Source organism: Paenibacillus sinopodophylli (assembly GCF_005930355.1).
GTDB classification, from domain to species: Bacteria; Bacillota; Bacilli; order Paenibacillales; family Paenibacillaceae; genus Pristimantibacillus; species Pristimantibacillus sinopodophylli.
The window spans coordinates 111,724-133,682 of record NZ_VDBO01000010.1 but is presented as its reverse complement, the minus strand read 5'-3'; the positions used below and the strand labels follow the sequence as shown (position 1 = coordinate 133,682).

At 47.5% G+C, this 21,959-nt stretch carries 15 protein-coding genes; 11 read left to right on the top strand and 4 right to left on the bottom strand.

Going from position 1 to position 21,959, the window contains the following annotated elements; all coding sequences use genetic code 11:
- The first annotated feature begins 7 nt into the window (after window positions 1-7).
- The gene (sufB, locus tag FGT79_RS24380) at window positions 8-1,405 is read left to right on the top strand and encodes a Fe-S cluster assembly protein SufB (RefSeq protein WP_138755453.1); all 1,398 of its coding nucleotides are present in this window, start codon (window positions 8-10) and stop codon (window positions 1,403-1,405) included.
- Window positions 1,406-1,503: 98 nt separating this feature from the next.
- Here the strand turns inward: sufB and FGT79_RS32300 are convergent, their stop codons facing one another.
- The 4 genes from FGT79_RS32300 to FGT79_RS32295 form a co-directional block, all read right to left on the bottom strand.
- Window positions 1,504-1,818, bottom strand: coding sequence for a tyrosine-type recombinase/integrase (locus tag FGT79_RS32300; RefSeq protein ID WP_138755452.1), 315 nt, complete (start codon window positions 1,816-1,818; stop codon window positions 1,504-1,506).
- A gap of 648 nt (window positions 1,819-2,466) precedes the next feature.
- Window positions 2,467-3,585, bottom strand: a complete 1,119-nt coding sequence (locus FGT79_RS24370; protein ID WP_138755451.1) for a hypothetical protein — start codon at window positions 3,583-3,585, stop codon at window positions 2,467-2,469.
- A 154-nt stretch (window positions 3,586-3,739) separates the two neighbouring features.
- On the bottom strand, window positions 3,740-4,795 hold the full coding sequence (locus tag FGT79_RS24365; RefSeq protein ID WP_138755450.1) for an HD-GYP domain-containing protein: 1,056 nt from the start codon (window positions 4,793-4,795) through the stop codon (window positions 3,740-3,742).
- A gap of 203 nt (window positions 4,796-4,998) precedes the next feature.
- Window positions 4,999-5,721 (bottom strand): molybdenum cofactor biosynthesis protein, encoded by a 723-nt coding sequence (locus FGT79_RS32295; protein WP_138755449.1) that lies wholly within the window; start codon window positions 5,719-5,721, stop codon window positions 4,999-5,001.
- A gap of 102 nt (window positions 5,722-5,823) precedes the next feature.
- Here FGT79_RS32295 and moaA point away from each other — a divergent pair, with 102 nt between their 5' ends.
- The 10 genes from moaA to FGT79_RS24310 all read left to right on the top strand — a co-directional run bounded on the left by moaA (window position 5,824) and on the right by FGT79_RS24310 (window position 21,937).
- Window positions 5,824-6,825 (top strand): GTP 3',8-cyclase MoaA, encoded by a 1,002-nt coding sequence (gene moaA, locus FGT79_RS24355; RefSeq protein ID WP_138755448.1) that lies wholly within the window; start codon window positions 5,824-5,826, stop codon window positions 6,823-6,825.
- A gap of 9 nt (window positions 6,826-6,834) precedes the next feature.
- A complete protein-coding gene (locus FGT79_RS24350) occupies window positions 6,835-7,305 on the top strand; it encodes a hypothetical protein (RefSeq protein ID WP_246096600.1) in 471 nt (156 codons plus the stop codon).
- A gap of 41 nt (window positions 7,306-7,346) precedes the next feature.
- On the top strand, window positions 7,347-8,795 hold the full coding sequence (locus FGT79_RS24345; RefSeq protein ID WP_171056417.1) for a bifunctional metallophosphatase/5'-nucleotidase: 1,449 nt from the start codon (window positions 7,347-7,349) through the stop codon (window positions 8,793-8,795).
- Window positions 8,796-8,943: 148 nt separating this feature from the next.
- Entirely contained in the window at window positions 8,944-10,062 is a 1,119-nt protein-coding gene (locus tag FGT79_RS24340; RefSeq protein ID WP_138755447.1) for an HD-GYP domain-containing protein, read from the top strand.
- A gap of 326 nt (window positions 10,063-10,388) precedes the next feature.
- On the top strand, window positions 10,389-11,528 hold the full coding sequence (gene yfkAB, locus FGT79_RS24335; protein WP_246096599.1) for a radical SAM/CxCxxxxC motif protein YfkAB: 1,140 nt from the start codon (window positions 10,389-10,391) through the stop codon (window positions 11,526-11,528).
- 75 nt (window positions 11,529-11,603) lie between these two features.
- The gene (gene ytvI, locus FGT79_RS24330) at window positions 11,604-12,635 is read left to right on the top strand and encodes a sporulation integral membrane protein YtvI (RefSeq protein ID WP_138755446.1); all 1,032 of its coding nucleotides are present in this window, start codon (window positions 11,604-11,606) and stop codon (window positions 12,633-12,635) included.
- 84 nt (window positions 12,636-12,719) lie between these two features.
- On the top strand, window positions 12,720-13,877 hold the full coding sequence (locus FGT79_RS24325) for a glycosyltransferase family 4 protein (RefSeq protein ID WP_138755445.1): 1,158 nt from the start codon (window positions 12,720-12,722) through the stop codon (window positions 13,875-13,877).
- 322 nt (window positions 13,878-14,199) lie between these two features.
- Entirely contained in the window at window positions 14,200-15,240 is a 1,041-nt protein-coding gene (locus FGT79_RS24320) for a FecCD family ABC transporter permease (RefSeq protein ID WP_138755444.1), read from the top strand.
- Window positions 15,241-15,242: 2 nt separating this feature from the next.
- Entirely contained in the window at window positions 15,243-16,274 is a 1,032-nt protein-coding gene (locus tag FGT79_RS24315; protein ID WP_138755443.1) for a FecCD family ABC transporter permease, read from the top strand.
- Window positions 16,275-16,426: 152 nt separating this feature from the next.
- Window positions 16,427-21,937: a WIAG-tail domain gene (locus FGT79_RS24310; protein WP_138755442.1), complete on the top strand. Its 5,511-nt coding sequence runs from the start codon at window positions 16,427-16,429 to the stop codon at window positions 21,935-21,937.
- Window positions 21,938-21,959: the final 22 nt, after the last annotated feature.

Here is a 21,959-nt window from a genome sequence, read left to right as displayed (position 1 = left end):
AATGACCATGGCTAAATCAATGCCGGAAATGGAAGATTATAAGTATGGTTTCCGTGACGAACACAAAGCCGTATTCGAATCAGGCAAAGGATTATCGGAAGAAGTCGTACGTACGATTTCGGAAATTAAAGGCGAGCCTGAATGGATGCTGGACTTCCGTTTGAAATCGCTGGAGCAGTTTTTCAAAATGCCAATGCCTCAATGGGGCGGCAACATGGATGAGCTTGATTTCAACGATATCCAATACTATGTTCGTGCGTCAGACAAACAAGGTAAGACTTGGGAAGAGGTTCCTTCCGAAATTAAAGAAACCTTCGACAAGCTCGGTATTCCTGAGGCAGAGCAAAAGTTTCTAGCTGGTGTATCCGCTCAGTATGAATCTGAAGTTGTTTACCACAGCATGCAAGAGGATCTTGAGAAGCAAGGTGTTATCTTCACGGATACGGACACGGCACTTCGTGAGTATCCTGAGCTGATGAAAGAATATTTCGGAACGATTATTCCTCCGAATGATAATAAATTTGCAGCGCTTAATAGTGCAGTATGGTCAGGCGGAAGCTTTATCTACGTGCCTAAAGGCGTCAAATGTGAAGTTCCGCTTCAAGCTTACTTCCGGATCAACTCCGAGAACATGGGTCAATTCGAGCGTACGCTTATTATCGCAGACGAAGATAGCTCTGTTCACTACGTTGAAGGCTGTACGGCACCAGTATACAGTACGAACTCGCTTCACAGCGCGGTTGTTGAGATACTGGCTAAGAAAAATGCACGTATTCGCTATACGACGATTCAAAACTGGGCACCGAACATCTATAACCTCGTGACGAAACGTGCAATAGCAGATGAGAATGCGACGATGGAATGGGTAGATGGCAACATTGGCTCCAAGCTGACGATGAAGTACCCAGCGGTCGTTCTACGCGGTCGCGGCGCGAAAGGCATGGTATTGTCTATCGCAGTAGCCGGTAAAGGCCAGCATCAAGATGCAGGCGCCAAAATGACTCACCTTGCACCGGAAACAAGCTCGACGATTATTTCGAAGTCAATCAGTAAGCACGGCGGCAAAGTAACATACCGCGGTCTTGCATCCTTCGGTCGTAACTCTGATGGTGCGAAAGCGAACATTAAATGCGATACGCTCATTCTGGATAACGAGTCGACTTCGGATACGATTCCTTATAACGAAATCATGAACGACAACATTACGCTTGAGCATGAAGCGACTGTGTCGAAGGTTTCGGAGGATCAGTTGTTCTACTTGATGAGCCGTGGTCTAAGCGAAGCAGAAGCAACGCAAATGATCGTAATGGGCTTCATCGAGCCGTTCACGAAAGAGCTGCCGATGGAATATGCGGTAGAGATGAACCGTTTGATCAAGTTCGAGATGGAAGGCTCTATCGGGTAACAATAACACGTTAAAGGCTCTGCTGACTGTGATAAAAATCACGGTATGCGGGGCTTTTTTCATTCAGCCGTAAACTGTTTGAAAGTACCGTGATACCGTTATGATACCGTTTCTTCAAATACGCTCATCACTTCGTGCTTTCTTTCCGTGTATAAGTGACCATAAGTGTTGGCCGTTTGCTGAATATCATCATGGCGCGGCAGCTCTTTCACAAGGTAGATATCTACACTCTTGTTGATGAGATAGGATGCATAGCTGTGTCGAAGGTCATGAATACGTAATTCAGGGAACACCTTTTTATATCGCCTATGAAGGTGCGAAAAATGGTATGGTGCTAAACCCCCGAAGACGTATAAAGAATCATTGAATCCGTAGATTTTTTCTGTGGATTCTGTTTTTATTTCTAACAACATGAGAGCAATAAATGGAGGGAAGCGAACGTAACCTACGATGCTAGCTGTATTCGGAGTGGTTGGCAGTCGTGTCTTGGAGTTTAAAGTTTTTTAAGAAACATGCCAATGTAGAGCTTTTTTCGTTTTTATTATTGGAAGTTGGAGTAGTTTTACGTAAAGACAATAGAGAGTTACGGGTATGACGATTAATTATAAATTTGTCAGATACAACGTATTGAATAAAGAGCTGTATGATTAGTAAGAAACGAACGAGATTTATCAGTTCAAAAGGCTAAATATCCATCTCCATAGTTGGAAGATTATTCGTGGGAAATATACTAATATTTGAAGAATTAAATCTAGAAATTCTAATCCAAGACCTAATTTATCACGAGTTTTGCGCTTCATTAATGCATTCTCCTTCTATTCTCTACTTACCAAATATGATTAGATTAAGTTATTAGGACATGAATAATATTTTTATAATAAATAATATTAGAGGTGATTAACTATGCTAATTCATGCAGGGCCGGCAGTCATTTGTATGATAAATGTTGAACTAATATCAATCATACAACCTGGAAAATGAATTGACCATATTAAGTTGGCTGTAGCTGGCTGTGATTTTTATCACTGTGATCAGGGCCTTTTTTATGGTGCAATTATAATTTAAATGCGAAGCTTTAACGCTTCAACAGCTTCCTGAACCAAAGCGTTCATTTCAGCATGTGTATCCGAGCTGGGGGATGCCCAGTAGAAAAGCATGACATTATTAATTCGAGAGATGACCGGGTAGTTCATATCCATTAGTGCAGTTTGCTTGTGGAAATCAGCAAGACCGGCTTCAAGGTCCTCATCAGATTGGAAAATATAAACGGAAAGCTGCTCTGCATGCTCGGAATTTTTCTCCTCAGTTGCATGCTCGAGCGTATATCGATTCGGAGCAGTACCGTTCAGAATCCATTCACGCTCCGCTTCAAACGGTATTAGTCGTATTTGTTCGCCAAACACATTTTCGACCAGCTTTAGATACAAAATCGAGTCATTTATGAGTGGTTCGATTAACCGTGTCGCAATCGAGAAGCGAATCGGAGGCAGGGAATCAAGCTGCATGCTTGCTGCAATCTGTTCGACCTGTTGCCCAATATGAGCCTGAGTGTATAGCTCCTTATCGATGGTATACCAAGCTAGCTTATGATCTTTTTGAGCATCTGTCATGATTCGATCCAATGTTGATGGATCGAGAATGGAAGATGTCTTCCCATCTGCTACAAGAAAACGATAGGAGTCAGTATCTACGATTCGTTTGTCCATAATGAGACCTTGGGTGGCAGCAGGTGACTCAATCCATGAAACGATTTCTCTCAGTTTAAAGGTAGCTGAAGTAGAGATTGTATACACGTTATTTTTGTCAGCATGCTTAGCCATGTATCCTACTTTTCCGTCATCTATCCATAAATCATATTCTAGGCTGTCTAATATCAGCGTATGAGAAGCTGCTGTTAGTTTTGTTATGTCATTTAGCGGTTTAGCATGCTCAAATGCTTGTCTAACGACTTGAATGATGTCTGGATTAGTTATTATTAAAGGACTGGAGTCAGTATCATGATCTGCTTCAATTGGCTGAGTATAGATCATTAACTTCTCGCTGCTTATATTGGTTGGTTGAGCGGTTAGAATAGGCTTAGTCGTGAAAGAATGGTTAGGCTGCATATTCCCATTTGTTGGCTCATTCGTGCAGCCAGTAAGCAAACATACAGCTGTTAGAAGCCCTATTATATAATTCATTTGTTTCACCTCAAGTTGGTTTGGATACCTAAGGCATCTCTTACAATTCTGACGATATATACATTTCAATTGTTGCCAAATGATGAAAATAAACCTAAAATCAGTAAAAAAACCCAACCTCGATTGAACAATCGAAGATGGGTCTATGTACTTTTTATAAATATACATGCTGTATTTCGTAATCTCGTTCAATGGACATATCAATGAATTCATTGTCGATTTGGATAAGCGGACGAAAAAACTCTGTAGGGTGGGTCATGACAATAAGTCCGCTCTCCCCGCTTACAAGCTCTACACGTTTCCCAATAAAGTTGGGCATCATATGCCTAATGAACGTATGCGTAGTAGATGGGTCCAGCTCTTTGAAGCTTAAACGGTAAAGCTCTCTTAATACATAGAGCAAATCTCGTTTCTGCTGATAAACACGCTGTGAGATCATTGCGCTATAAATGTCGACAACTGCGATGATTTTGGAAACGGGATGAATCTCATCACCAGACAATCCATGCGGATAGCCTGTGCCGTCATTGCGTTCATGGTGCTGAAGTGCGCCATAGGCGACGAATGGTTCATCGAATGATTGCAATATAATTTCATGGCCATAAATGGTATGTTTCTTCACTTCTTCATATTCTTCCTCAGTAAGCCGTCCTGGTTTGTTCAGAACTTGATCCTCTATGCGGCATTTGCCGATATCATGGAGAAACCCTGCTTTGCCGACCTTGACCGCTTCTTCATCGGTATAGCCTACCCAACTCGCAAGATAGTAAGAGAGCATACCAACTTGAACGGAATGCTGATAGGTATAATCATCCTTTGTATTAAGCAGCAACAGCATCGATACGACGTCGCGCTCAAGCTGTAAATTGTCAAGCAACGGTCCAAACATGGAAGTAACCTGTGCATCATCGATTTTGCCAGAGGCTGCGGCTGTTGAGAATATGCCTTCACAATTTTTGACAGCGTTTTCGTAGAGAGGCTGCACAGTAGGTAACCACTTGGGATTAATGGTAGATTCAAGCGTTCGTCCTTCAGCTACCTCGCTTACTCTCTCATCGATATCGACATAATCAATACGATGTTGAAATAATCTTGATATTTCTTGGCTGTTAAGTACTGTTCCTTTGGAGAGTACGTGCAGACCGTAATCGTTGAATGTATCATTTAGTAGACGATCTCCATCTATCAAGTCTGTAACATGAACTCTCATCAAGACACCTCAATTGATTGTAGTAGCGATATATACCTACAATAGTAGCAATGAATGAACATATTGGCAATAAGAGGATAATAGAATAGCGACTAAATACCTATATATTAAGCGTGTACAGAACTTGATATATCCTAAGCTGTACCAAATGTATGGCTTTTTCAATCATACAACCTCGATTATACCTATCTAGAAAGTGTCGACTAGAAATCTTTTAGGATCTCAGTCGGGTTCCAAGGTCCAAGCTGATGCCCTTTCCATTCTGAGCCGTCCTCCCAAATTTCTTTCTTCCATATAGGTACGATTTGCTTGAGACGCTCGATGGCGTATCGGCTTGCTTCGTAGCAGCTGTCACGATGTGGTGAGGATACCGCGATTACGACGCTTGTTTCTGCAATGCCAACGATACCGATTCGATGACTGATTGCACATATCGCACCTTGCCAGCGCTCAGCTATTTCATCACCAATTTGACGCATTGTAGCAACAGCCATTGGTGCATAAGCTTCATATTCGAGCTTGACTGTACGTTGACCGTAGGTCCATTCGCGGGTCGTACCAACGAAGGAAATCGCGGCCCCATGCTCAGGTACAATGACCTTGGCAAGCACTTCGTCAGAGCTAATAGGCTCAGCAGTAATGACGTAGCGCTCCACAGCTGGAGAAGGGCCTTCTCCACCAGAAACTGGCGGCAACAAGGCAAGTTCGTCGGATACAAGCAAAGTGGCTGTATCGTCCGCATAGCTATGGTTGCGTGCAATAAATGCTGATTGAATGAATGCCTTATGTTCCGGGTAAATAGCAATAATAGCATGCTTCAGATCAGCGGCACTCATTTCTTCAAGCCCGGATTGCAAATGTATAGTAGGTGTTCCCAGGCGCTCGGGAAGACCTGCGAATAATTGAATAGTCCAGTTAAATGTCATGATATAAAACCTCTCATCATCTAAGTTCAAAGCTGTTTATAGAATATCATAATTCATAAAAAAATGTTATGCTTATACCTAGACAGAAAGGAAGTGGGATTCATGCCAGCACTGGTGGATCGTTTTGGACGGGTACATGATTATTTGCGTATTTCAGTAACCGATCGTTGCAATTTACGATGCTTGTATTGCATGCCTGAAGAAGGCATGACGTTCACGGAATCCGAGAATCTTATGTCTTATGATCAAATCGTAGAAGTGGTTGAAGCAGGTGCAGCACTTGGCATTACGAAGCTGCGTATCACGGGCGGAGAACCACTGATAAGACCTGGTTTGGATGGATTGATTAGCCGATTATCTGCGATTAACGGGATTCAAGATATAGCATTAACGACTAACGGCATTTTTCTTGCAAAGCAGGCTGAGGCGCTTCGTGCGGCTGGGTTGAATCGCGTAAACATCAGCCTGGACACATTGGACTCTGCAAGATTCCGCTTTATAGCAAGGCGTGGGGAATTAAAGCGAGTCATGGAGGGTATTGAAGCAGCCGCTGCGGTAGGCTTCGACCCGATAAAGCTCAATTGCGTTCTACTGAAAGAAGTTAATGAGGATGAAATTGCTGCGTTTCTAAAGCTCGCATATGAGCAGCCGATGCACGTCCGTTTTATTGAATATATGCCGATCGGTCATGCTGACGAGAATTGGAAAAAACATTATTTGCCGCTCTCCCGTGTCATTGAGGTAGCAGAGAAAGAAGGCTATGACATTAGCCGCAGAACCAACGTTCACGGGAATGGACCATCAGATGACTGGCAGATGAAAGGAGCGCGCGGCTCCTTTGGTCTCATTCATCCGATTAGCGATCATTTCTGCAGTAATTGCAACCGTCTGCGATTGACGGCGGATGGTTCGATTAAGCCTTGCTTATACTGGATGGATGAGCTCAATGTAAAGGACGCATTCGGCAATCCGCATGAGATGCAGCGCTTGCTTCTGCGTGCAATGGATATTAAGCCTGAGAATCATGAGATGGCGGCAAAGCTGGCAGACGGCGATCAATCCTACGTGCCGACCGAGCGGCGTATGTCTCAGATAGGAGGTTAAGGCTGACGTATGGAAGAAATTAGAATTGAGCATTTCAAGCTGGATATGTGCATAACTACTCCTAAGGATATGGCTAGTCTAGCAGGAGCAAGCTTCGGAATTGCTGAGAGAGTTCCAGAAACAAGCGGAGAGGCTTTTGATTGGCAGAGTTGGTACACAAATTGGGTAGAAGAACAAAACGGCTCAGAAGCGATGCCAGAACCGTCACATTTAATAGTAGAAGCAGCAGATACGTTCGAAGCTGTTATCCCGTGGGAGGAGCTTGGCGATGCGGCGGTGCTCTATGCGCAAGAGGGGCAGCCGCTGACAAAGTCAGGTCCAATTAGGTTATATGTTCCGAATGGCAGCAGCAGGTGCTTGAATGTCAAAAGTATCGTAAAGCTTAGATTCGTACGGCATGCAGAAGGCGCGATTCCAGAGGATGCTTCTTACGGATTCAAGAACACGATTACGGTAGACCAACTGCGGATGACCAAATAGAGCGGCTTGTTGCACTGGCATAAGGGTTTAAGGAGGCGTGCATGAATTTGACGGATAGCTTTCATACAAAAGTGGTGCTGCTTCACAGCAACGATATCCATAGCCGTCTTGAGCAAGCCGCCAGAATGGCAACGTTTATCGCAGAGGAACGAAGAGCTCACGGCAGCGAGCGCGTGCTCGCTGTAGATTGCGGTGATCATATGGATCGCATGCGTGTAGAAACGGAAGGCAGCGACGGAATCGTAAATGTCGAGCTATTGAATCATGCGGGTTATGAAGTCATTACGCTGGGCAACAATGAGGGACTTACGTATTCATCTAAGACGATAACGGACGCTTATCGTCATCGTGCTAAATTTGCAGTCGTTTGTGCAAATATGCTGGAGGCGGAGAGCGGCGAGCAGCCGGAATGGCTGTTGCCGAATACGATTGTCGATAAGAACGGCTTGCGCATCGGCTTAATTGGCGTTACTGCCGCGTTCACGGATTTCTATACTTTGCTTGGCTGGCATGTTACCGATCCTCTTCTTGCCGTTCAGGATCAAGTTGGGAAGCTGAGGGAGCAGGTTGATGTCGTTGTGGTCATGTCCCATCTGGGCATTAATGCGGATAAGCTGATGGCAGAAAAGCTTACTGGCATCGATCTTATTCTAGGGGCACATACGCATCATTTGCTGGAGGAGCCCATTGTGATTAGGGATACGACGATATGCGCAGCCGGGAAATTCGGCGAGTACCTCGGACGTGTGGAAATCGGGTTCGATTCGATTTCCTCACGCCCTTTATTCCGCGCAGCGGTCGTGCCAATGGCCGCCTACGCGGAGCATCCAGAAGCTGCCGATATTATTGGCAGCTACCTGAAGGCGGGACAGCAGCGCCTGAGCCGGGTCATTGCCCGGCTCGACACGCCGCTGCCCGCAAGGGCCGAGCGAGAATCGCCGCTCGGCAATCTGCTGGCCGCTGGCCTGCGCCGTTGGACCGATGCAGAAATCGGCATGGTCAACACGGGGCAGCTGCTTGGCGGCCTCGCGCAGGGGGACGTGACAGCAGGCGAGCTGCACGCCCTCTGTCCCTCTCCGATTAATCCGTGCCTCATGACGATTGCCGGTACGGAAATCCGTACGGCGCTGGAGCAGGCACTGCTGCCTGAATTTATTCTTAAGCCAATTAAGGGTTATGGCTTCCGGGGTGAAGTACTGGGAACACTCGCTGTCGATGGTTTAGCTGTTGCCTATGACTCTGCCAAACCACCGATGGAGAGGCTCCTTTATGTATCTGTCAACGGCGAGCCGCTTGAGGACGAGCGGCTGTATAAGCTTGGCACGATTGATATGTTCAGCTTCAAAGCGGGGTACGAATCACTTGCTAATGCGGTTCAGACTACGTACAGCTTGCCTGAATTTATTAGGGATGTTATTGAAGCGCAGCTCCAAGATCCGTCGGCTGTTAGCGAATGTCGTCGGCAACGCTGGGAAAATAGAGGATTATAGTTGGTGCTTTAAACATTCTCGACAATAATTGTCGAAAAAATAGAATAAAATGGTTGCGATTTTATCGATTTTCCCGTACATTAACATTACGAACGGCTTTTTCCGATGTAATAGTTAGCATATCTTTTTATGGGGAAGGATCGAGAAAATGCGTTTGTTGCCAATTGCGAGATGCAGGCCGGGTATGAAGCTGGCCAAAAAAATATTTTCTCAAGAAGGTCTAGTCCTTCTCGGTGAAAACATAGAGTTGACCGAAAGATTAATTTCCCGCTTGGAACAGTGTGGAATACAATATGTATATATTGCAGATCCTCGTACGGCAGATATTACGGCGCCTCCTTTGATAAGCGAGGAAACGATGCAAATCGCACTCAAGGAGATCCGCACGAATTTTCGGGAAATGATGGACCGTCCGAAACGCAAGAAGGGCGTCACTTATCCTTATATTGCACAGCCTTTTAAACAAATGATGAATATGATTATTGATGATCTCTCCTCTCATAAGGATGCGATGATCATGCTGATGGATATGAGCTCTGTAGATCATTATTTATTCCAGCATTCATTGAATGTGTGCGTATATACGACGCTTCTTGGCATGGCTCATGGCTATTCAAGAGATGAGCTTACAACGCTTGGCATGGGAGCTGTGCTCCACGATATAGGGAAAACACAAATTTCAATTGACGTGCTTAAGAAACCAGGTTCGCTCTCTAATGAGGAATTTCTGGCGATCAAGCAGCATGCGAGAATTGGATATGAGCTGTTGAAGGATGAGCCCAATCTTCCGCTGCTCGTTGCTCACTGTGCCTTTCAGCACCATGAGCGCATAGACGGAAGCGGTTATCCGCGCGGAATTAAGGGGAACGAAATCCATGACTATGCCAAATGGATTGGATTAGTTGATTCCTATGATGCAATGACAACCAATCGTGTATATAGCGCACCAATGCTTCCTCATCATGCGATTGAGCGGTTGTATGCGGGAACGGGAACGTTGTATGAGCAGAAGATGCTTCAGCTGTTCCGTGACAAGGTAGCCATTTATCCAATTGGTATAACGGTCAAATTGCAAACGGGTGAATCAGGTGTTGTGGCGGATCTGAATCATTCGTATCCGCATCGTCCAATTGTACGTGTGTTATATAATGAAGCCGGCGAGGAGCTCAAATTGCCATATGAGGTTGATTTGTCTAAGCAGCTTACGATGATGATCGTAAGTGTTAATGAGGATCCCAATGGGGTACAGCATGCCGCAGGTATTTAAAGCGTTTAAGAAAAGGAGCCTAGTCGGCTCCTTTTTGCTTCAAATATAGGAACGGATATGATTTCGCCATCCTTTCTCTATATTTTTGCGTGAAACATTAGCTTAGCCGCCAGAGGACGGCTTCAGTCGTTACGATTGACGTATAGGGAAGTATTTGATTTTACTCATCCTTTCTCTATACGTTTTGACGAAACGATGGCGTCTACAGAAAGGGCACCGTCAGGTGTTTCTTCTTATTTTATCGTTTTATTTGCTTCCTTTACGGGCTGGCATTACAATAACTAAAGAATGTTTCATTCCAGATAATAAGTCAGGTGTTGAAGAATATGAACATGGTTAATTTGCAACAAACACATAAGCCTCTAGCTTTACTCTCGCCAGCGAATGATCCGTGGGATCCGATTCGCTCACTGCAGCAGCATGGAAGGCATCGCCTAACAAGTGTCGAAATGACGGTGTCCAATCTATGCAATATGCGCTGCGAACATTGTGCGGTAGGTGATACGCTCGTAATGTCCGAGCCGGCCAAGCTTCCGCTGAAGCAAATGCTGGATCGTCTGGATGAGGTTGAGCATCTGGAGACGATCAGTATTACAGGCGGAGAGCCTTCCTTCTCTGATCGGACGGTTCGCGACTATATGGTACCATTGCTTCAATATGCAAGGAGCAGGGGCATTCGTTCCCAAATTAATTCAAATGTAACGCTTCCGTACGCTAGATATGAACAGCTTGCTCCGTATTTGGATGTTATGCATATTTCGTTTAATTACACGTCTGCAGAAGATTTTCACCAAATCGGATTCGCTAAGGCAGGTCACCCGGTACCACTTGAGACAGCGAAGAAGCTCTATGAGCGAATGATTGACAATGCAAGGCGGCTTAGTGATAGTGGCGTGCTAGTCTCTGCGGAATCGATGATTAATTACAGAACTTATGACAAGATGGATCAGATTCATAGACTTATCGTGGAGATGGGCTGCCAGCGGCATGAGGTGCATCCGATGTATCCAAGCTCTTTCGCCAAGGATTTGCCTGTTCTATCACGAGAGCAGATGCTAGGTGCTATTGAACAGCTGCTTCGAACCCGAGATCAATCGGTGTGGATGTTATTTGGAACATTGCCTTTCTATCAATGCAGCGACAATTCTTCAGAGCGCGAGCTGCTTAGAAGGCTTGGTAATGAGCCGAATGTAACGGTTCGCAACGATCCAGATGGACGAAATCGGTTAAATGTAAATTTGTTTACAGGTGACGTTTTTGTAACGGATTTCTCAGATGTGCCTGCGTTCGGAAGTATTCATACCTCTAAGCTTGAGGATTTATTCGACAAATGGCTGGATCATCCTTTAGCTCAAAGCGTCAATTGCTACTGTCCTGCTGCAGCATGTTGTGGACCGAATTTGCTTGTAAAGGATATGTACTATAAAGACGTTAATTTTCATGAGCGCAGCGCTGTCATGGAATAGCAGCAGATAGCATGCTTAGTCAGGATTAACAGTGTAAACGGCAGCATATAGAAGTAAAGAGAGGAGGAGAAGCTGTTGTCGATCAAGACGGTTATATTTATCGGTTTAGGCTTGCTGCTGTTGTATTTGTTTTTTACGGTGGGCGCACCGTTTCTGCTGGCACTTATTGTTGCGATATTTCTAGAGCCACTTAATCAATTGTTTATGAAAAAATTTCGAATGAACCGATTAGTGGCCGCTACGATATCAAGCAGCTTGTTTACGATTATTCTTATCGGCTTGATTGCTTTGCTGGGCGTGAAGGTTGTAGCTGAGCTTATCGCTTTTTTCAAAAAAGTTCCCAATTATTTCGAGAATGCCAACGGCATGGTTGATGATTTGATGAATCAAGCCCAATCGTTATATCAGAATTTTCCGCCAGATGCGATTGAAACGCTCGAGAATTGGCTGGTTGGCTTAACGAGCGCGCTGACTAAGATGGTAGGAACACTGTCTAACTCTGTTATAACGTTCGCTTCAAGTATTCCGGGCATGTTTATCTTCTTTATCGTGTTTCTGGTGGCCGTTTATATGATGAGCTTTAGCCTGAATACGATGAAGACGACGATATTATCCTTATTTGAAGAAAAGTCGCAGCCGAAGGTCAACGCTTTGTTGAATAATCTCAAGAGGTCGATTTTTGGGTTTTTACGTTCACAGTTTATTCTTAGTGCTCTTACATACATCATTTCGTTGATTGGTCTGTTGATTCTTAATGTCAAATACCCGCTCGCAATCGCGCTGCTTATTATTATCGTTGATATTATGCCTATTCTTGGCACGGGCTCAGTACTCGTTCCGTGGGCAAGCTACTTGATGTTGACAGGCGATGTATACGTTGGAGTCGGGCTGATCATTCTGTTTTTAGTTATTACCGTGTTCCGCAGAATCGTAGAGCCCAAAATTCTTGGCGATTCTGTAGGGATTGGATCTTTATCGGCATTAATCAGCCTCTATGTTGGCTTCAAGCTAGTCGGAGTGATTGGTGTATTCATTGGTCCACTTGTCGTTATCATCTATATGGCTGCGCGCAAAGCAGGATTATTCCAGATGAAATTCAAGCTTTAGCCTTGGCGACAGGCCGTGTCAAAGCCTTATAGCAATGCGTATGATACTGCAAAATAGCAGCTCATGCAGGAGGCATACGATGAAATGGCACCTATAAAAGTGGCAATAGTAACCCCTGGCTCCTTCCCAATTCCGTCTTCAGGAAGCAGCTCTGTCGAGCGGGTGGTAGAGAAATTTGCTCCGCTGCTTAAGCCGCATGCAGAGCCGCGTATATTCGGAAGACTGAGCAAGCGGTTACCCCGCAAAGGCCAGTTTAACGGCGTTGTTTGTGAACGCTTTGCGGCAGGCAACAAGCAGCGGTACATTCATGAGGTAGGTCATGCGGTAAGAAGATTCTCTCCCCATGTTATTGACGTGGAGAACCGTCCCCAATTCGTGCTCAAAATGAAGCAGATGAACCCAGGCAAACGCGTCTGGCTTTATTTGCATTCCTCAACGTTCATCTCATCGTCGTACATTTCATCCTCAATGCTCCATAAGTGCTTGCAAGCAGCGGATAAAATCATTGTTAACAGTGAATTTTTAAGGCGTACAGTTGTAGCTAGAGCGCCAGAGGTTGCTTCTAAGCTTCGCGTCATTTATCCCGGTGTCGAGACAGCTCGATTCCAGTCGCAATATTCACCAGAAGGTGCTGCGAGACGAGAGAGCCTTAGGGAAAAACGCGGTCTAAGCGGGAAAAAGGTCGTCTTGTTTATGGGGAGGCTCATTCCGCTTAAAGGCGTTCACCATTTGCTGCGCATCGTACCGCAGCTTGCCAAAAGTCATCCGGAGCTCGTCGTTGTCGTCGTAGGAAGCTCTTTCTATGGTTCTCATCGAAAAACGGCTTATGCACGCAAACTTGAGCAAATGGGACGGAAGAGCGCTGGTCATGTTCGCTTTGTTCCTTATGTTCCTTATACAGAGGTGGCAGGCTGGATGTTGTCTGCCGACGTGGTCGTTGTTCCCTCAGGTGCACGCGAAGCGTTTGGTTTAGTCAATGTAGAGGCGATGTCCTGCGGTGTCCCAGTCGTTGCGACACGTGCTGGCGGCATGAAAGAAATTATTCGAAACGGCGATACGGGCTATCTGGTTAATCCGCACCATGTCGAGCGAGAGCTCAGAGAACGGCTTCACGAGCTGCTGCGTGACAAGCAGCTAAGACAACGTATGGGAAGGCGAAGCAGGGAGCGGGTAGAGCAGACGTTCACTTGGCGTCATACTGCAGATCGCTGGGTGAAGCTGCTCAAAGAAAGCGGATTTTAAATGGAGTACGGCCGTTCCTATTCTGGAGCGGTTTTTTACTGTTCGATTTAGTGAAGCGGAGAGCGGGTAGGGACGAAAGGGGTATAGAAGCAGACATTGTGACAGCAGAGAATAAAGCTGCTGTACCGATTCGTCACGAAATGGCTGAATAATTCGATTGAAATAAGACCTTAAATCTGCTATATTGAAAACGAGAATCGTTATCAGTGCAGCGGATTTTTTTTGTTTGTTAAGATAGATTAGTCTATTTATACAGCTGTTTTGCCCTACTTGCTATTAATGTTTTTCATCAAAAGTATACATACAGAAGGGTAGTTAGAAAATGTCTTCTCCATTAAACTCGAAAGCGCTGGCAGGTACTAAGCTGCGCACAAGGCCTTTAACAGCTACGATTATTTTGTTCGGCGGGTTTGCAGCGCTACTATTTTCACTAGCTTTATCCATTTCGGTTGGTGCGGCGGATATTAATCTGAGTACGGTTTGGAATGGCGTTTTTCACTTTGATGCAGACAATATTCAGCATCAGATTATTAAAGAGCTTCGGATGCCGCGTGCTCTTGCCGCAGCATTGGTCGGTGCCGCATTCGCAGTAGCAGGCTCTGTGATGCAAGGGATGACACGAAATCCGCTTGCCGATTCAAGCTTGCTAGGTATTAATGCAGGCGCAGGCTTTATGCTGGCGCTTTGTTTCGCTTTTTTTCCATCGATTTCGTATAACGGTCTTATGCTCGTATGCTTTCTTGGTGCTGCTGTTTCCATGGGGCTCGTATATGGCATAGGCTCGATGGCCAAAGGCGGCTTAACGCCTGTACGGCTAACACTTGCCGGAGCGGCAGTTGGAGCTCTTTTACTAGCGATCACGGAAGGTATTGCTATTTATTTTAAGATTGGTCAAGATTTGGCCTTCTGGTATGCCGGCGGTGTAGCAGGCACGAAATGGACGCAAATTCAAATCGTATGGCCGTGGATAATAGGCGCAATATTAGGAGCCATAATCCTCTCGCGTTCCATTACTTTGCTCAGTCTAGGCGAGGATGTTGCCGCGGGCTTAGGTCAGCGTACTGGTCTAGTGAAGGCGGCTGGTGTCATTATTGTGCTGCTGCTTGCTGGAACGGCGGTTTCGGCAGTCGGCTCCATTGGTTTTGTCGGGCTCATTATCCCGCATATTTGCCGGTTCCTCGTCGGCGTAGATTATAGGTGGATCATCCCTAGTTCTGCTGTACTTGGTAGCTTGCTTATGGTGCTTGCTGATATAGGCGGACGTATTATTAATCCACCGCAAGAGGTTGCGATAGGCGTTATTATTGCAGTACTCGGCGTTCCGTTTTTCCTCTATCTTGTAACAAGAATGAAGGGGGAATAGGGATGGAAACGTTGTACATATCCGCAACAGAGCAGCGTAGAAGAAAACGTGCCGTGCTTGTTATGACAATTCTTAGTACGCTGATAGTATTAGCATTTATCATTAGTATGAATACAGGTTTTATCCGATTGGCACCACTGGATGTCTTGAAGACGCTGTTCGGAGCAGGTACGGACAAGCAGCAATTGATCTTATTTGATTTCCGTTTGCCGAGGATCGTCATATCCGTGTTAATTGGTGCTGGATTTGCCGTTTCAGGCTGTATTATTCAAGGGATTTCTCGAAATCCACTCGCTGACCCCGGTCTGCTTGGTATTAACGCAGGTGCGGGTCTCGCAGTTATTTTATTTATTTCCTATTATCCGCCTACGCAAAAAGGCTCGATATTTCTTATGCCGTTTCTAGCACTCATTGGTGCGGCATTGACGGCGTTACTTATTTTCGTACTGTCGTATAAACGTCATCGCGGCTTACTGCCTACCCGAATGATTCTGGTTGGTATCGCGGTCGCAGCTGGGATAGGCGCTTCCATGCAAATATTGATTTTGCGTCTTACCCCGGAGAAATATCAGTCTTTCGCTGTATGGATGGCAGGCAGCATTTGGGGAACGAACTGGAAATATGTACTTGCGCTGCTGCCATGGCTCATTATTATATTACCGTTCGTACAATACAAAGCGAAGTCATTGAATGCTTTGAATCTGGGAGATCAGATGGCAATTGGACTAGGGGCTCAAGTCAACAAAGAGCGAGCTTGGCTGCTCGGTGCAGCTGTTGGGTTGGCAGGCTCTTGTGTCGCAGTGGGCGGCGGGATCGGCTTCGTGGGGCTCATTGCTCCCCATCTCGCAAGAAGACTGGTAGGTCCGCAGCATCAAGTCCTTATTCCGGCCTCAGCCTTTGTTGGAGCTTTGCTCGTAATTGTTGCCGATACGCTTGCACGTTGGGCTTTCCAGCCTAATGAAATTCCGACAGGCATCGTCGTTGCTGTTATTGGTGCTCCTTATTTCTTATATTTGCTATCGAGATCCAGATAGATCGTACAATAAAACCGCGGAGAGCAGCTTGCTTCCGTGGTTTTTTGCTGTACAAAAAGCTTGAAAACCATATTTGCCTCTGCTTCCAGTAGCGAGCCCATGGGTTCCTGCATATATTACCTAGACATTTCAGGTGGAAGAAGGAGAGGACTATGACAAAAAACAGAAAAGGGAAAAGCCCGAAGGGGCGAAAGCCGCTTTTTTATGTTGATAATCCGAATACTTCCGAATTAAAGTGGCTGGATGATCTAAACAAGAGGAAAGCTTTGCTGCAAGCACATGCGCAAGCGCAAACGTCCAAAACATCCATAATTACAGCTGATGAAACGGAACAGATGGCAAATATTAAGGTGCATGCTGTACTTGAGGCATCGCCTGAGCAGACAGAGGCTGAGCTGGCTGACGAATTGGATATCGAGGAGCTTGAAGAGCAGCTGATTGAAGAACCAGTGATTGAAGAACCAGCGATTGAGGAGGAAGCCGTACAAGCGTTCAGCTTAGAGGAGAAGCTGGAGAAAGTGGAGGAGAAGAGGGAGCCGGAAGGTCCGCAGGCATTTATTTATACAGATGATCTGGTTGACCTGTCCGTCACCACTGAGAAGATTGCTCCAGGCTCAATTGATAGCAGCAAGCTTGCACCGAACAGCGTACATGCAAGCTCTTTAGGCGACTATGCCGTTCAGGCTATTCATCTGGGGGATGGTATTGTTCAGTCCGTTAAAATCGCAAATGGAGCGATTACGAGCAGCCATTTGGCCAATTATTCGGTTACTGGTGATAAAATTTTGGATCACTCGATTTCAGGCAGCAAGCTGAAGGATGGAAGTATAAGCTCTGAGAAGCTGGCTGATCGCACGATTGATGCAGAAAAAATAGCAGCGGGCTCGATTGAATCCAAGCATTTGAAGTCACTGCTTGTTACGACGGAGCTGATTGCTGATCAAGCGATTACATCCGAAAAAATCAAAAGCGGTGCAATACGACCTGAAAACCTGGCAAACGAGAGCATTAACAATTCGAAGCTTACTGAAGGTGCGGTTACAACCTCCAAGCTGCGTGATGGAGCGGTTACTAGCGAGAAAATCGCAGCAGAGGCAGTAGAATCGGAGCATCTGAAGGCAGGTCTTCTGCTCGCGGAGCATGTTGCGTTAGGCATTATTGAGGGGAAGCATCTGGCGGAGGGCGAAATAACTTCTGACCATCTAGCGGAGGGGTCAGTCGGAACCAGAGAGCTGCAAGCAGGAGCTGTCAAAGCCGAGCAATTGGCGGATGGAACAGTGACATCCTTGCATGTTCAGCAGGCGTCTATCCTAAGCGCGCACATTGGTGCGGGACAAATCGGAAGTGAGCATCTGGCGGATCATTTGATCAATTCGTCGAAGCTGGCAGACCAGTCGGTAACTACGATCAAAATCGTCGATCATTCCATCACGCTATCTAAGCTCTCGGATCAAAGTGTGAATGCTCAGAAGCTGGCTAGTGATTCGGTATTAAGCCGTCATTTGGGACTTGGCAGCGTTACGACAGAGAAGATTGCTGAAGGACAGATCGTTCAGGCACATTTGACGGAGCAAGTGATTGCAGAGAAGCACATTGCAGAAGGTGCAATTGCACGGGGACATTTGCAAAACGGTATTATTAACGAGGATAAACTGGCACCTCAAGCCATTAAAAAAGTGCATATTAGCCACGGAGCGGTTGGTTCGGCACAGCTCGCGGATGGCTCGATTTCTCGCAGTAAGCTGGTTGAAGGGGCGGTTGACGGATCTGTTCTGGAAGGCGGCGCAGTAGAAACCAGACATTTGCAGGATGAGGCTGTAACGTTCCAAAAGCTGGCACCGGAGTCGTTAAGGGCGTACCATTTCACTGAGGGAGCTGTAACCGGTGAGTCGCTGGCGTTTGAGGCAGTCAGCGGACAGCATTTGAAGTCTGCCATCATTGAAGCGCATCATCTAGTCACCGATGCAGTGGGCAGCAGCCATCTGCAGGATGGCTCAATATTGAGCAGCAAGCTGTCGCAAGGGGCTGTAACGGAACGTTATCTTGCACCTGGCGCGGTATTCTCTCATCATTTGGCGGATCATGTGGTCAATTCACTCAAGCTGTCTCCAGAATCTGTAACGACTGATAAGCTGGCTGATCTCAGTGTTTCGTCAGCGAAGCTGGCTGACGGAAGTGTGACAAGCGGCAAGCTGTCCTCTCATTCGATTCTTCCAAGTCATATCGCTATCAAGTCAATTAGCGCTCAGCATATTCAACCGGATTCCATTCGTTCGGCTCACATTGAAGCAAGGGCAATCGGATCTAGTCATCTGGCAGAGCATTCGGTAGGGCCTGATTCACTGCAGGATAATGTAGTAACGTCATCGAAGCTGGCATTTGGTGCAGTACAATCGAAGCAAATCGCAGATGAAGCTATACACAGTCGCCATATTGGAAACGCGGTGGTGCTCGGTATTCATTTGTCAGAGGGCTCAGTTCACGGTGCCCATTTGGTTAATGATTCGGTAACCTCTGATAAGCTCGCGGCCGGCAGCATCGTTTCGAGTCATCTGCAGAATGGCTCTGTAGGTGCGGAGGCACTGCGTTTAGAAGCAATAGGAACCGACCATTTGGAAGAGGGAGCAGTTACTTCTGCCAAGATAGCAGAGCTGTCGATCGGCGCCAAGCAGATTCAGTCGCATGCGGTATTTGCAGCACATTTGACCCCAGGCAGCGTGGGAGAGCAGGCATTGCAGGATGAATCCGTGACGAGGTCGAAGCTGGCACAGGATGCCGTTTCCAGTGAGCATGTTCAGCTCGAATCGCTAGCCGGAAAGCATCTGAAGTCAGACACGATTCAAGGCTATCATATTCGTAAAGGCACCATTACACTTGCTCATCTAGCTGGCGATGTGCTTTCATTCGATAAGCTGGCAGACGAGACCATTCCGGGTAGTAAGCTGAAGAAAGGCACGATTGGCAGTAAACAGCTCTCAGCAAACAGTGTAAGAACGGAGCAACTGAACGACGGCTCAATTACACGTGAGAAGCTTGCCGCAGATGTGATCGGGAGTGAGCAGATAGCGGATGGAAGCGTGACGGAGGCAAAGCTGACGGCCAGCAGCGTAGGTTCAGCGCAGCTTGTTGACGGTAGTGTGACGGGAGCGAAGCTGACGGTTGGTAGCGTAGGTTCAGCGCAGCTTGTTGACGGAAGCGTGACGGGAGCGAAGCTGACGGTAAGCAGTGTAGGTTCAGCGCAGCTTGTTGACGGTAGTGTGACAGGAGCGAAGCTGACGGTTGGCAGCGTAGGCGAAGCGCAGCTGGTGGACGGAAGCGTGACGGGAGCGAAGCTGACGATTGGCAGCGTAGGCGAAGCACAGCTGGTGGACGGAAGCGTGACGGGAGCGAAGCTGACGGTTGGCAGCGTAGGCGAAGCGCAGCTGGTGGACGGAAGCGTGACGGGAGCGAAGCTGACGGTTGGTAGCGTAGGTTCAGCGCAGCTTGTTGACGGTAGTGTGACAGGAGTGAAGCTGACAGCAGGCAGCGTAGGTTCAGCGCAACTGGTGGACGGAAGCGTGACAGGAGCGAAGCTGACGGTAGGCAGCGTAGGTTCAGCGCAGCTTGTTGACGGTAGTGTGACAGGAGCGAAGCTGACGGCAGGCAGCGTAGGTTCAGCGCAACTGGTGGACGGAAGCGTGACAGGAGCGAAGCTGACATTAGGAAGTGTAGGCGAAGCGCAGCTGGTGGACGGAAACGTGACGGGAGCGAAGTTGGCGTTAGGTAGCGTAGGCGAAGCGCAGCTAGCAGACGGAAGCGTGACGGAGGCGAAGCTGACGTTAGGCAGCGTAGGTGAATCGCAGCTAGCGGATGGAAGCGTGACGAGAGCGAAGCTGACGTTAGGCAGCGTAGGCGAATCGCAGCTAGCGGATGGAAGCGTGACGGGAGCGAAGTTGACGTTAGGCAGCGTAGGTTCAGCGCAACTGGTGGACGGAAGCGTGACGGGAGCGAAGTTGACGTTAGGCAGCGTAGGTTCAGCGCAACTGGTGGACGGAAGCGTGACAGGAGCGAAGCTGACGTTAGGCAGCGTAGGTTCAGCGCAACTGGTGGACGGAAGCGTGACGGGAGCGAAGCTGACGTTAGGCAGCATAGGAGAAGCGCAGCTAGCGGACGGAAGCGTGACGGGGGCGAAGCTGACAGTCGGCAGCGTAGGAGAAGCGCAGCTGGTGGACGGAAGCGTGACAGGAGCGAAGCTGACGGTAGGCAGCATAGGAGAAGCGCAGCTAGCGGACGGAAGCGTGACGGGGGCGAAGCTGACGAATGGCAGCGTAGGCTCGGCGCAACTGGTAGATGGAAGCGTGACAGGAGCGAAGCTGGCGAATGGCAGCGTAGGTTCGGCGCAACTAGTGGATGGAAGCGTGACGGGAGCGAAGCTAACGGTAGGCAGCGTAAGCGAAGCGCAGTTAGCGGACGGAAGCGTGACAGGAGCGAAGCTGACAGCAGGTAGCGTAGGCGAAGGGCAGCTGGCAGACGAAAGCGTGACAGGAGCGAAGCTGACAGCAGGTAGCGTAGGCGAAGGGCAGCTAGCAGACGGAAGCGTGACAAGAGTGAAGCTGACAGCAGGTAGCGTAGGCGAAAAGCAGCTAGCGGACGGAAGCGTGACAGGAGTGAAGCTGACGAACGGCAGCATAGGCTCGGCGCATCTGATAGACGGAAGCGTGACGGGAGCGAAGCTGACGAATGGCAGCGTAGCTACGGCGCAACTAGTGGATGGAAGCGTGACAGGAGCGAAGCTGACGTCAGGCAGTGTAAGTTCGGAACAGTTAGCAGACGGAAGCGTGACAGGAGCGAAGCTGACGTCAGGCAGCGTAAGTTCGGAACAGATAGCTGACGGAAGCGTGACAGGAGCGAAGCTGACGGCAGGTAGCGTAGGCTCGGAACAGTTAGCTGACGGAAGCGTGACAAGAGCGAAGCTGACGTCAGGCAGTGTAAGTTCGGAACAGTTAGCTGACGGAAGTGTGACAGGAGCGAAGCTGACGGCAGGCAGTGTAGGTTCGGAACAGTTAGCAGACGGAAGCGTGACAGGATCGAAGCTGACGGCAGGCAGTGTAGGCTCGGGACAGTTAGCAGACGGAAGCGTGACAGGAGCGAAGCTGACGGCAGGCAGCGTAGGCTCGGAACAGTTAGCAGACGGAAGTGTGACAGGGGCGAAGCTTACGGCAGGAAGCATAGGCTCAGTGCAAATCGCGCAGGGCAGCATTACGGCAGATAAGCTGGCACCTGGTTTACTGAACAGCTTCTCATCAAGCACGGAGAATCTACAGTCTGAACAGATTGCTGTCGACTCGATTGGTGAAGAGCATTTACAGAAGCAATCAGTTGGACTTTCTGCACTCCGTTTCACACCAGTAATAGCCAGCTCTAGTTTCGGCGTTGTGAGACAACAGTTCGGGCTGGCGCCTTACAGCTTTGCTGCTCAGGAGGAACAGGTTGAGCTTATTATCGTTTTCGAGGTGCCTTTTGCAGATAATCGTTATGTATTGACGGTTACCACTGATAATCCAGCATGTTATGCTGTCGTTCATTCTAAGGCGATTGATAGAGCGGCCATCGTCATCATACGCACGAGAATCAGCCATGAGCCGCGTGGAAATATGAACTGGATTGCAATCGGAAAAGGATAAGCCATATAACAGGACTGTTAGC